This is a genomic window from Ectothiorhodospiraceae bacterium BW-2, assembly GCA_008375315.1.
GTDB lineage: Bacteria > Pseudomonadota > Gammaproteobacteria > Thiohalomonadales > Thiohalomonadaceae > BW-2.
In genome coordinates this window covers 1977311-1989930 of sequence record CP032507.1, presented here as the reverse complement: position 1 = coordinate 1989930, position 12620 = coordinate 1977311, and the positions used below count along the sequence as shown (strand labels likewise).

The following is a 12620-nucleotide window of genomic DNA, read 5'->3' as shown; positions in this document are numbered from 1 at the left end:
TTAAAGGGGCTAGGTTAAGCGGGATTACATCATCCCCATGCCACCCATGTCTCCCATACCACCGCCACCTGGAGCAGGCGACTCATCCTTTGGCAGCTCGGCTACCATCGCTTCGGTGGTAATCATTAGACCGGCAACGGACGCTGCATTTTGTAGCGCTGAGCGGGTCACTTTAGTTGGGTCAAGAATACCCATTTCGATCATGTCACCATACTCACCGTTAGCAGCGTTATAACCGTAGTTACCTTCGCCATCACGAACATTGTTTAGAACCACAGAGGGCTCATCACCGGCATTGGCCACGATTTGGCGCAGCGGCTCCTCCATGGAACGCAGCATGATCTTAACGCCCATATCCTGATCATGGTTATCGCCAGCAACCTTGCTCACAGCAGCCATCGCACGAACTAGAGCGACACCACCGCCGGGAACAACGCCCTCTTCAACGGCAGCACGAGTGGCGTGTAGCGCATCCTCTACACGAGCCTTCTTCTCTTTCATCTCGACTTCGGTCGCGGCACCGACTTTAATCACCGCAACGCCACCGGCGAGCTTAGCGACACGCTCTTGCAGCTTCTCTTTATCGTAATCGGAGGTGGACTCTTCGATTTGGGCACGAATTTGACCTACGCGAGCCTCAATGTCGTCGCTAGAACCGGCACCATCGACAATGGTGGTGGTCTCTTTGGTAATGACGACTTTCTTGGCGGTACCGAGATCTTCGAGTGACGCCTTCTCTAGGGAGAGGCCGACCTCTTCAGAGATGACCTGACCACCGGTCAAAATAGCGATATCTTGCAGCATTGCCTTGCGACGATCCCCAAAACCAGGGGCTTTAACAGCAGCGACTTTCACAATACCGCGCATTGAGTTAACCACTAAAGTGGCAAGGGCTTCACCCTCAACATCTTCGGCGATAATTAGCAGCGGCTTACCCGATTTAGCAACCCCTTCGAGTACCGGCAGCAGCTCACGAATATTGGAGATCTTCTTGTCGTGCAGCAGAATAAAGGGCGACTCTAACTCTGCAGCCATCGTCTGCTGATTGTTGACAAAGTAGGGGGAGAGGTAGCCTCGATCAAACTGCATCCCCTCGACCACATCAAGCTCATTATCGAGACCTGAGCCATCTTCAACGGTAATAACCCCCTCTTTACCGACCTTATCCATCGCCTTAGCGATAATATCGCCGATGGCGTTATCGGAGTTGGCTGAGATAGTACCAACTTGAGCGATCGATCTGTTATCGTTACAGGGTTTTGACATACCGCGCAGCTCTTCTACTGCGGCAATGAGGGCTTTGTCGATACCGCGCTTCAGATCCATAGGATTCATGCCAGCGGTGACCGCCTTCATCCCTTCACGAATAATCGCTTGAGCCAGAACGGTGGCTGTGGTGGTACCATCACCAGCGATATCAGAAGTTTGTGATGAGACCTCCTTCACCATCTGGGCTCCCATGTTCTCGAACTTGTTCTCCAGTTCGATCTCTTTAGCAACCGATACCCCATCTTTAGTGATGGTCGGGGCACCAAAGCTCTTCTCTAGCACCACATTACGACCTTTAGGGCCGAGAGTGACCTTAACCGCATTGGCGAGTGTGTTGACCCCTACCAGCATCTGCTGACGGGCTTCAGTAGAAAATTTGACCTCTTTTGCGCTCATCTTTCAATAATCCTCTTAAATGGTTGGTTCAGTTCTTAGCGTCAATCGTCGTTACTGAGTCGTGAGTTACAACTACTCAATAACTCCCATGACATCCTCTTCGCGCATCATCAGCAGCTCTTCGCCTTCGACCTTCACCGCACTACCGGAGTATTGGCCAAACAGCACCTGATCGCCGACTTTAACATCCATAGGACGAACCTCACCCCCTTCGAGAATTTTGCCTTTACCAACAGCAAGCACCTCACCACGATTCGGTTTTTCTGCTGCTGAACCGGGCAAGACAATTCCCCCTGCGGTCATTGTCTCTTCTTCCATGCGACGGACTAAAATCCGATCATGAAGCGGACGAATATTCATAGATAAGCCTCTCCTTAAACAAAAAGTGATTACGGGTTACAAAATATCGCTAGCAGGTAAGTTTGTTAGCACTCACGCTGCTTGAGTGCTAATAATAGAGCCGCAGTAGGGAGAGTCAAGGGCGACAAAGAAAAATTTTTACGCCCTAATCGTCGTGCTTGTAGTCGCCCTCAATCGTACGCCCTTTCGAGGGGCTGTGAGAGTCCTTTGAGACTGAGGGGTGAGGGCTTAAGGGGTCAGTCGTCGAGGTATTCGCTGAAAAGACTTGAGCATACGGCACCATCACCAATGATAGTAGCTGTCGTAGTAGCGCGGTCCGAATCGGCCTTAACAGTAGCAGCAGGCCGATCGTATCGGAGATAAAGCCGGGAATAATCAATAGCACTCCAGAAACAGCGGCATAGAGGGCATCAAACAGCACCACAGGTTGTGTTATTGCCCCCTCTCTAAGTTGCTGCTTCCATTTCTCAACGCTCCCTCTCCCCTTGACTGACATGATCACAAAGCCCAAAATGAGGGTCGCAAAGATAAGGAGTACCGTATTTAATGCCCCAATCGCCTCGCCTACCACAATAAATAGGTAGATCTCTAGCGCGGGAAATAGCAAAAAGATTAGTAGTTTCATAGTATTAATTAGATAATTTTTCCGAATTTAAAACGACAAAAGGCCAGAGCTCTGGCCTTTTTGTCTCAATGTCAGTCTAACAGGATTTAGATTAGGTGCGATTCCCGCGCAGCTTCTCGCGCAGATTTTTTGAAATCTGAATTTTTGCCGAGGCCTCAGCCAGTTCAGCTTGAGCTTGAGCTAGCTCAATTTGAGGATGTTTGCTCCGCTCTTCGAGCAGCTTGCTCGCTCGCTCCATCGCTGCCCGAGCCTCCGCCTCATCGACATCTCTAGCCCGCAGAGCTGTGTCTGCTAATAGCGTTACGACATGGGGCTGAACTTCAAGAATCCCCCCTGAGACAAAGAAACTCTCAATCCCTCCCCCCTCTTTGTGAACTCTCACCTCTCCTGGCTTGATGCGGGTAAGTAGTTGGGTATGGCGGGGAAAGATCCCCAGCTCACCCATCTCACCTGGGGCGTGCACCTGCTCAACTGTGCCAGAGAATATCTCCTCCTCCACACTCGCAATATGCACATGCATTGTCATGCCCATCGCAGATCTCCTCGAACCGTTATTATCTAGACAGATCCATTAGAGTGATTTGGCCTTTTCGACCGCCTCATCAATAGAGCCGACCATATAGAAGGCCTGCTCTGGTAGATGATCATAGTCACCTTCACAGATAGATTTAAAGCCGGCAATGGTCTCACTCAAAGAGGAGTATTTCCCCGGAGCACCAGTAAAGACTTCGGCCACAAAGAAGGGTTGCGACAAAAAGCGCTGCAGTTTACGCGCTCTAGCCACCGTTAGCTTATCCTCTTCGGAGAGCTCATCCATACCCAAAATGGCGATAATGTCTCGTAGCTCTTTATAGCGCTGCAAAATCGACTGCACCTTTCGGGCCACGCTATAGTGCTCCTCACCCACCACTAGCGGGTCGAGAATACGAGAGGTCGAGTCGAGCGGATCGACCGCCGGATAGATACCTAGCTCGGCAATCTGCCGTGATAGCACCAAGGTGGCATCAAGGTGGGCGAAGGTGGTTGCGGGGGAGGGATCGGTCAAGTCATCAGCCGGCACATAGACCGCTTGAAATGAGGTAATTGAGCCGGTTCGGGTCGAGGTAATCCGCTCCTGTAGTACCCCCATCTCCTCAGCTAGCGTCGGCTGGTACCCTACCGCAGAGGGCATCCGCCCTAATAGAGCCGAGACTTCGGTTCCCGCTAGGGTATAGCGGTAGATGTTATCGATAAACATCAATACATCTCGCCCCTCATCACGAAAATATTCGGCCATGGTCAACCCAGTTAGCGCCACACGCAGGCGGTTACCGGGAGGCTCGTTCATCTGGCCATAGACCAAGGCGACCTTATCGAGTACCCCCCCTTCGCTCATTTCGTGGTAGAAGTCGTTCCCTTCACGAGTCCGCTCTCCCACTCCGGCAAAGACGGAGAAGCCGCTATGCTCAACCGCAATGTTACGAATTAGCTCCATGAGGGTAACGGTCTTACCGACACCGGCTCCCCCAAAGAGCCCAATTTTGCCCCCCTTAGCGATCGGCATGACTAAGTCGATGACTTTAATGCCGGTCTCAAGAATCTCAATCGCCGAGGATTGGTCGGCGTAGCTCGGTGGTGAGCGGTGGATTGGCATCCGTAGCTTCTCACCGATCGGGCCGGCCTCATCGACAGGATTACCGAGGACATCCATAATCCGGCCTAAGGTCTCCTGTCCTACCGGAACCGAAATCGGACTACCGGTATTGACGCTCTCCATCTCCCGACGCAGGCCATCGGTAGAGCCCATGGCGATGGTGCGTACAACCCCATCCCCCATCTGCTGCTGTACCTCAAGGGTTAAGTCAACCTCTGTTACTTTGAGCGCATCATAAATTTTTGGTAACGCATCACGCGGAAACTGCACATCGACCACAGCCCCGATTATTTGCACGATCTTTCCAGAACTCATTAGCAGTTCCCCATCTGTTCACTAAACATAAATTCTACAACGACAGTTAAACCGCAGCCGCACCACTGACAATCTCCGATAACTCTTGGGTAATCGCCGCCTGACGCGCCTTGTTATAGGCTAACTGCAGCTCACTAATCAGATTACCGGCATTATCGGTCGCCGCTTTCATCGCCACCATTCGAGCTGCCATTTCGCAAGCAAGATTCTCGACTACCCCATGATAGATGAGTGACTCGACATAGCGAGTCATCAGATCCCCCAACACATCTTTCGGATCGGGCTCATAGATATAGTCCCAGTGATAACGCAGCTCTTTGCTCTTTTTACCGTCACCTAACGATATCGGCAGCAGCCTATCTAGCTGCGGTGACTGGGTCATGGTATTGACAAAACGGTTATAACAGAGGTGCAGCTCGTCTATCTCACCTCGACTAAACTTATCGAGCATCACTTTGGCAGGGCCGAGTAGCTGCTCCATCTTCGGGGCATCCCCTAGGTGGCTCTGTTCGGCAACCACATGACTGCGCAGCCGACAAAAGAACCCTTTCGCCTTTTGTCCAATCGCGCAGATATCGATCTCAACGCCCTGCTGCTGCCACTGCTGCATGGCCGAAACAACCTGTTTAAACAGATTGATGTTGAGTCCACCACAGAGCCCACGATCAGTCGTTACTACGATGATACCGACACGCTTGACCTCCCTTTGATGCATAAAGGGGTGGCTATATTCGGGATGGGCGTGTGCTAGATGGCTGACCACTCGAACAATATTTTCAGCATAGGGTCGAGTTGCGTTCATTCGATCTTGCGCTTTGCGCATCTTTGATGCCGCCACCATCTCCATTGCACGGGTGATCTTTTGTGTGCCTTGCACACTCTTTATCTGCCCGCGAATCTCTTTACCACTTGCCATGAATCGAACTCCTGCCTACCAAGTGTGCGAGGCCTTAAACTGCTCGATCACCTTGCTAAAGTCGTTCTCTATCGCCTCATCATAGACCGGTTCACTATTCACCCGCTCTAGCAGTTCGGCATGCTCCGACTTCACATAGTTTTGCAGCGCACTCTCAAAATCGACTACCTTAGTCACATCGACATCGTCGAGATAGCCCTGATTAGCGGCAAAGAGTGATAGCGCCATCTGCGCCACACTCATCGGCGCATATTGCGACTGCTTCATTAATTCGGTGACTCGACGACCCCGCTCAATCTGCTTCCGAGTCGATTCATCTAGATCAGAGGCAAACTGGGCAAACGCCGCCAGTTCACGATACTGAGCTAGATCGAGCCGCACGCCACCACCGAGCTTTTTGATGATTTTAGTCTGGGCCGCTCCCCCAACCCGCGATACCGATAGACCCGCATTAATCGCCGGACGAATGCCGGCATTAAACAGATCTGACTCCAGAAATATCTGGCCATCGGTAATTGAGATAACATTGGTCGGAACGAAGGCCGAGACATCACCCGCTTGGGTCTCAATAATCGGCAGCGCAGTTAAAGAGCCGGTCTTACCCTTAACCGCTCCATGAGTCTCCTTCTCAACATAGTCGGCATTGACTCGCGCCGCCCGTTCTAGTAGGCGGGAGTGGAGATAGAAGACATCCCCCGGATAGGCTTCGCGACCGGGGGGGCGGCGCAGCAGTAGCGAGACTTGACGATAGGCCCATGCCTGTTTTGTCAGGTCATCGTAAACAATCAGCGCATCTTCGCCTCGATCACGAAAGTATTCGCCCATAGCACACCCTGCATAGGGGGCGATAAACTGCTCTGCCGCAGAGTTAGCCGCCGTTGCAGCAACCACGATAGTATGATCCATCGCGCCGTGCTCTTCTAACTTGCGTACCACATTGGCTACGGAGGAGGCCTTCTGCCCCACAGCGACATAGATACACTTAACCCCAGTCCCTTTTTGATTGATAATGGTATCAAGAGCCACCGCAGTCTTGCCTGTCTGGCGATCACCGATAATCAGCTCCCGCTGTCCTCGACCGACAGGCACCATTGCGTCAATCGACTTCAACCCGCTCTGCAGTGGCTGATCGACCGACTTGCGCCACAAGACCCCAGGGGCAATCTTCTCAACCGGAGAGCTCTGGCGGGTTCCTAACTCACCCCGACCATCAATCGGGTGTCCGAGCGCGTCCACGACTCGTCCGAGTAGCTCTTCACCGACCGGCACCTCCATAATGCGACCGGTACATCTGACCTTGTCGCCTTCAGAGATAGAGCCATACTCACCTAGAATAACCACACCGACTGAATCGCGTTCAAGGTTCAGTGCCATACCGAAAATATTACCGGGGAACTCCAGCATCTCCCCCTGCATTGCACTAGAGAGACCATGAACTCGGGCAATACCATCGGTCAGACTGACCACGGTGCCTTCAGTTTTTGCTTCAGTATCACCAGAAAACTCGGTAATACGCTGCTTAATCAGATCACTAATTTCTGATGGATTCAGTTGCATAAAATTTTTCCTCTATATGCCTCACCGCAGCAGCGAGTGAGTCATTCGTTGCAGTTTGCCCGCGATCGAACCGTCAATCACCCTATCCCCTGTGCGAATGATGGTACCGCCTAAAAGAGACTCATCGACACGACAGTTTAGGGTCACACTGCTTCCTAGCCGACTCTCTAGCGCCTCAACAATCATTTGACGCACCACTTCGGTTAGTTCAACAGCAGAGATGACCTCAGCCTCAACTTTTCGCTCGGCTATGGCTCTCATCTCCTGATAGATTTTCGCTACCTCACCCAACACTGCCAAGCGACCGTTTTTGGTCATAATCCGCAGCAAATTCAAACTAATGGTAGTTAACGGTTCGGTTGCAATTTTCTCAAACAGCTCAACCTTGTTACCCTGCTCAATTTGAGGATTGAACAGAAAGAGTGCCGCTGTTGTGTCGGCGGCAACCACCGCAACCAGTTCAAGCTCATCACCAACTCGGGAGATCAACTCCTGCTCTTTGGCCAACTCAAAGGCCGCAACAGCATAGGGTCTGGCAATTGTTCTGCTTTCAGCCATCTACATTTGCCTCAGATTTTAGTCGCGACATCCCTTAGAATCTTCTCGTGCGCTGCGGCATCGATCTCTTTTTCGAGAATCTTACCTGCCGCCATCAGTGCTAGTTCGGCAACCTGCCGACGCAACTGCTCACGAGCCCGATTCCGCTCCTGCTCCACCTCACTCTGGGCGGCTGCCTTAATATTCTCCGCCTCCTGCTTTGCTGCAGCTGAGGCCTCATCGACAATCTCATTATGGCGTTTCTGCCCTAATGCGATGATATTGGCCGCCTCCTCTTTCGCATCACGAATAATCTCAGTGGCTCGACGCTCCGCCAACTCGTGTTCGTGGCGACCACGCTCCGCAGCGGCTAGGCCATCGGCAATCGACTGCTTGCGCTCATTTAGCGCCTCAATCAGCGGCGGCCATACATACCTCATGCAGAACCAGACAAAAATGAAGAACGCTACTGCCTGTCCTATCAATGTTGCATTAATATTCATCGTCTTACCTCACCGTATCGGGATTTCGTCTCTGTGAAGCGGTTCTCTCCCGTCAACCCCTTAACCTGCTACGGCGAACAGAACATACATGGCCAACCCCACCGCAATCATCGGCACCGCGTCAACTAGTCCCATGACGATAAAAAACTGGGTTCTTAACATCGGAATCAGTTCAGGCTGGCGGGCTGCCCCTTCCAGAAAACGGCCGCCGAGAATACCGATACCTACAGCGGCACCTAGTGCTCCCAAACCCATCATTAATGCACCGGCGATATAGAGTAACGCTTGCTCCATTTTGGTCTCCTGCTAGATAGTCTATAAAAGTAAAGTAAAATATAAAATTTAGTGATGTTCCTGATGCGCCATATCGAGATAGACGATAGTCAGGGTCATGAAGATAAATGCCTGAAGGGTAATAATCAGGATATGAAAAATCGCCCAACCAATCTGCAATAGCCCGCCAAAACCGGCCAAGAGCCAACCTGCGCTATACATGATTGCAATCAAGATAAAGATCATCTCACCGGCATACATATTACCAAATAGTCGTAGCGCCAGAGAGATCGGCTTGGAGATCAGTGTCACCCCTTCAAGAAACAGATTAACCGGTAGTGCCCACTTACCAAAGGGTTGCAGGGTCAACTCGCCGACAAAGCCACCAACCCCCTTGACCTTCACGCTATAGTAGAGCACTAGTGCAAAGACCGCGAGCGCCATGCCAAAGGTGGCGTTAGGATCGGTGGTTGAGACCACTTTGGTGTAGGGGATACCGATCGCCATCGCTAGCATAGGTATAAAATCGACCGGCACCAAATCCATTAAATTCATCAAAAAGATCCAGCCAAAGATAGTCAACGCCAAGGGGGCAACCAGATCGTTTTTAGCGCTAAACGAGCCTCGAACACTATTATCGATAAACTCAACCATCATTTCGGCAAAATTTTGAAAACCGGTCGGCACCTCTTTTGAGGCCTTTTTGGCCGCCCGATGAAACAGCCACATCATAAGGCTGCCAAGTAGCAGCGAAAAGAACATCGTATCTAAGTGAATTGCCCAAAACCCCATCTCGGCAGCCTCTTGAGCAGAGTGGGCGATGCCCCAGCTCCCATCAGGATGCTGCCCAAAGGTCAGATTCTGCAGATGGTGTTTGATATAGTCGGAAGATGTGTGTATTTCGCCAGCCATTATCTTTAATTCGTCTATCTCATTCCTGCCACAAAAACGGGTAGCTGGCACACTGCAAACAGCACCAGCAGCGGTAGAGCTGCCAGATTCAAGAGGCCCATTGCAACAGCAAACAGCGACCCTGCTAAAACAGCTCTCTCAAGAGAGCAGCGCACCATTAAGCGAAGCAGTTGTGAACGCTCAAGCTGAGAACGGCTACCGATTTCACAGCGCCAAAGCCACAAGGTCACCACCATAGCGACTCCACCGCCATAGAGTGCGGCGAAGAGATGCTCCAGCCCCTGAAAGGCAAATAGAGTTGTCCCGATAAGGGTGACCAGTAGCTGCCACAACAGTTGACTGCCCCATTTAGGGGGAGAGCTGCCCGACTGTATTGAACTACCCATCCATTCAGACACTCGGTGCACCAACTGCACCCGAATGACGGCGGCAAGTATATGCGTTCGATGGCATCAGGTCAACGCATATATCCGAATAAAAAAAAATTATATTAGAAATAATTAATACTTTAGCCATTCGGTCAACAATTGTTGCAGCTCACCCGTTGCTGTTGCAATGGCAGCTTCTATGGCGCCCATCGTCAGATCGGCCCCCTGTTTACCCGCCGCCCAGTTAGCCACAATCGCCACGGTGACATAGTCAATGCCCGCCTCTTTAGCCAGCGCCGCCTCGGGCATTGCGGTCATCCCCACCATATCGCAACCATCGCGCTCTAGGCGCACTATTTCGGCGCAGCTCTCTAACCTTGGCCCTTGGGTCACCCCATAGACCCCTCCTTCAATCAGCTTAATGTTACCGCGACTGGCCGCTTGCAGTAACTGCTGTCGTAGCGGCTCGCTATAGGGGGCGCTAAAGTCGATATGGGCCACAGGATCGGGGGGGCCGTCATGGAAAGTATGCTCCCGTCCCCAGCTATAGTCGATAATCTGCGATGGCAGCACTAGCGATGCCGGGGCTAAGTCGGCTCGAATCCCCCCGACCGCATTAACCGCCACAATATGTGTCACTTCGAGCTGGCGCAGCAGATCGATATTGGCCCGATAGTTGATTTTATGCGGCGGGATAGAGTGATTTTCGCCATGACGCGGGAGAAAGAGGAGCTCTCGCCCTAGTCCCACTCCAACGCTAATCTTGGCCGAAGGGGCACCGTAGCGACTTATCAGATCGTGTTGTGCCACGATCTCCAACCCCGGTAACGCCGTTAAACCAGTGCCCCCTATCAGGGCGAATCGTTGTTCAATGGCCACTAAATCCCCTCCACCGCAAAGATACCCGCTGCATTGCGCCAGTAGCCCTTATAGTCGAGCCCCATGCCGAATAGATAGCGATCTGGTAGCTCTAGGGCGATAAAATCGGCCCGCCCCCGCTGCGGTGTGGCGATATTTTTACGCGCCATCACCGCGCTATAGACCGCCGCCGCCCCCTCGCTCTGGCAGTAGTCGATGAGCGCAGCTAGGGTATCTCCCTGATCGAGAATATCATCAACCAGCAGCACCGTTCGCCCCCGCAGCGGAGTCTGCGGCCTAGCATACCAGTGTAGGCGCTCCCCCCCCGTTGTCTCGCCTCGGTAGCGGCTAGCGTGAATGTAGTCGCACTCTAGGGGAAAGTTAAGGTAGGGGAGGAGAATACCCGCCGCAATCGTCCCGCCATTTAAGACGGTTAAGACCAACGGGTTGGTCTCGGCCAACTGGCGGTTAATCTGCTCGGCTAGCTGCCGCAGCGCTAGCTCCACCTGTGGTCTATCGTAGAGCAGCTCTGCCCGCTGATAGACGCGATAGATGTGGGCAAGATCGGTCATTAATAGTGCTCCTAAACTCAAATCAACCCCTGCAACGACTCCACGGCTCGCTGCCACCTCTGGTGATAGTGTAACTGTTTTAAGGTAAACCTGCCCCTGCCGTGAAGTCGCACTCGGTGCGCCTGCTGTAATGGATCGAGTTGGGGAGGGAGCTGCTGTAGCAGCGACTCCACCTCGTGCGGTCGATTACAGACTAGCACCATATCACACCCCGCCTTAAGCGCCAATTGCGCCCGCTCGATCATTGAGCCGGCCTCCCGCGCCCCCTCCATTGATAGATCATCACTAAAGATAGCGCCACTAAAGGCGAACTGCTGCCGCAACACCTGCTGTAACCAGAAGCGGGAGAAGCCGGCCGGCTGGCTATCGATCGCCACATAGAGAACATGCGCCGGCATCACGCCATCTAGGCCGTTATCGATAAGGCGTTTAAAGGGGCGTAGGTCGTGGTAGAGGATCGTCTCCCAGTCACGAGAGTCGATCGGCAGCGCATGGTGGGAGTCGGCCTCGACGCCACCATGGCCGGGAAAGTGTTTGCCGATAGCCGCCATTCCCGCCTGTTTGATGCCGTGCATATAGTGCAGCGCCAGATCGCTAACCCCCTCAGCGGTCGAATGGAAGGCGCGATCCCCAATCACGCGGCTACAGCCATAGTCGATATCGAGCACCGGCGTAAAGCTAAAGTCGATCCCACAGCTACGCAGCTCAGCCGCCATCACCCACCCCGATGCCTCAGCTAGCTCTCTGGCTCTAGGCCTATCATGGGCAAAAATTGCGCCGATAGCGCCAGCGGCAGGTAGTGCGGTAAACCCCTCCCGAAACCGCTGCACCCGCCCCCCTTCGTGATCCACGGCAACCAGTAGCGGCGGTCGCCGTAGCTGGTGCAGCTCACTGACCAACGCCTGTAGCTGCGCCACCGAGCCAAAATTGCGGCTAAAGAGAATCACCCCTCCCACATGGGGGTGGAGTAGTCGCTGCCGCTCCTCTGCGGTGATCGACTCACCTTGCAGATCGATCATCACCACACCTAAAGACACGCCCTCTCCTCAATGATCACCCGAGTCGATACGGCGACTCGGTCAAATAGCTCAATGATATCGTGATTGCGCATACGGATACAGCCATGCGAGGCTGGGATCCCCATAGGTTCGCTATCAGGAGTACCGTGAATATAGATATAGCGGCGCATCGTATCGACACAGCCGCCCCGATTTTTGCCCCTCTCGCAGCCGCAGAGCCACAAAATTCGGCTTAAAATCCAGTCGCGCCGCGGATAGCGCTGCCGTAGCTGTTCGCTATAGATCTCCCCCGTCGGCCGCCGTCCGACCAGCACGCTATTAGGTGCCAATCCAGCCCCAATTTTAGCTCGAATCGAGTGAACCCCACGGGGGGTAGCGCCACTACCTTGTAGCTCCCCGGCTCCCTTAATAGCGGTCGAGACGCTATAGCTCTGCAGCAGCCTCTGCCGCTGCCATAGCCCTAGCTGCTGTGTCGCCAGATCGATACGCAGCTCACACTCAGCCATC

16 protein-coding genes are annotated in these 12620 nt (G+C 53.0%); all 16 read right to left on the bottom strand.

Annotation, left to right across the window (positions count from 1 at the left end):
* Nucleotides 1-24: 24 nt before the first annotated feature.
* A complete protein-coding gene (gene groL / locus D5085_09450) occupies nucleotides 25-1665 on the bottom strand; it encodes a chaperonin GroEL (protein ID QEP43326.1) in 1641 nt (546 codons plus the stop codon).
* Between the two features lie 72 nt (nucleotides 1666-1737).
* Complete coding sequence (locus D5085_09445) at nucleotides 1738-2025, bottom strand: co-chaperone GroES (protein QEP43325.1); 288 nt, start codon at nucleotides 2023-2025, stop codon at nucleotides 1738-1740.
* Between the two features lie 145 nt (nucleotides 2026-2170).
* Nucleotides 2171-2650 carry an FxsA family protein gene (locus D5085_09440; protein QEP43324.1) on the bottom strand — a complete coding sequence of 160 codons (480 nt, stop codon included), beginning with the start codon at nucleotides 2648-2650 and terminating at the stop codon, nucleotides 2171-2173.
* 91 nt (nucleotides 2651-2741) lie between these two features.
* Complete coding sequence (locus D5085_09435) at nucleotides 2742-3182, bottom strand: F0F1 ATP synthase subunit epsilon (protein QEP43323.1); 441 nt, start codon at nucleotides 3180-3182, stop codon at nucleotides 2742-2744.
* A gap of 39 nt (nucleotides 3183-3221) precedes the next feature.
* A complete protein-coding gene (gene atpD / locus D5085_09430) occupies nucleotides 3222-4598 on the bottom strand; it encodes a F0F1 ATP synthase subunit beta (GenBank protein ID QEP43322.1) in 1377 nt (458 codons plus the stop codon).
* A 46-nt stretch (nucleotides 4599-4644) separates the two neighbouring features.
* On the bottom strand, nucleotides 4645-5514 hold the full coding sequence (locus tag D5085_09425) for a F0F1 ATP synthase subunit gamma (protein ID QEP43321.1): 870 nt from the start codon (nucleotides 5512-5514) through the stop codon (nucleotides 4645-4647).
* Between the two features lie 15 nt (nucleotides 5515-5529).
* Nucleotides 5530-7071 (bottom strand): F0F1 ATP synthase subunit alpha, encoded by a 1542-nt coding sequence (locus tag D5085_09420; GenBank protein QEP43320.1) that lies wholly within the window; start codon nucleotides 7069-7071, stop codon nucleotides 5530-5532.
* Between the two features lie 21 nt (nucleotides 7072-7092).
* Nucleotides 7093-7629, bottom strand: coding sequence for a F0F1 ATP synthase subunit delta (locus D5085_09415; protein ID QEP43319.1), 537 nt, complete (start codon nucleotides 7627-7629; stop codon nucleotides 7093-7095).
* Nucleotides 7630-7640: 11 nt separating this feature from the next.
* The gene (locus D5085_09410; protein QEP43318.1) at nucleotides 7641-8111 is read right to left on the bottom strand and encodes a F0F1 ATP synthase subunit B; all 471 of its coding nucleotides are present in this window, start codon (nucleotides 8109-8111) and stop codon (nucleotides 7641-7643) included.
* A gap of 60 nt (nucleotides 8112-8171) precedes the next feature.
* Nucleotides 8172-8405, bottom strand: a complete 234-nt coding sequence (locus D5085_09405) for a F0F1 ATP synthase subunit C (protein QEP43317.1) — start codon at nucleotides 8403-8405, stop codon at nucleotides 8172-8174.
* A gap of 48 nt (nucleotides 8406-8453) precedes the next feature.
* On the bottom strand, nucleotides 8454-9296 hold the full coding sequence (locus D5085_09400; protein ID QEP43316.1) for a F0F1 ATP synthase subunit A: 843 nt from the start codon (nucleotides 9294-9296) through the stop codon (nucleotides 8454-8456).
* A gap of 14 nt (nucleotides 9297-9310) precedes the next feature.
* Nucleotides 9311-9682 carry a hypothetical protein gene (locus D5085_09395; GenBank protein ID QEP43315.1) on the bottom strand — a complete coding sequence of 124 codons (372 nt, stop codon included), beginning with the start codon at nucleotides 9680-9682 and terminating at the stop codon, nucleotides 9311-9313.
* Between the two features lie 114 nt (nucleotides 9683-9796).
* Nucleotides 9797-10537, bottom strand: coding sequence for an S-methyl-5'-thioinosine phosphorylase (locus D5085_09390; GenBank protein ID QEP45117.1), 741 nt, complete (start codon nucleotides 10535-10537; stop codon nucleotides 9797-9799).
* 5 nt (nucleotides 10538-10542) lie between these two features.
* Nucleotides 10543-11094 (bottom strand): hypoxanthine-guanine phosphoribosyltransferase, encoded by a 552-nt coding sequence (locus D5085_09385; protein QEP43314.1) that lies wholly within the window; start codon nucleotides 11092-11094, stop codon nucleotides 10543-10545.
* A gap of 17 nt (nucleotides 11095-11111) precedes the next feature.
* Nucleotides 11112-12131 (bottom strand): beta-N-acetylhexosaminidase, encoded by a 1020-nt coding sequence (locus tag D5085_09380; GenBank protein ID QEP43313.1) that lies wholly within the window; start codon nucleotides 12129-12131, stop codon nucleotides 11112-11114.
* A complete protein-coding gene (locus tag D5085_09375) occupies nucleotides 12122-12619 on the bottom strand; it encodes a L,D-transpeptidase (protein QEP43312.1) in 498 nt (165 codons plus the stop codon). Before D5085_09375 ends, D5085_09380 begins: the two co-directional genes overlap by 10 nt.
* Nucleotide 12620: the final 1 nt, after the last annotated feature.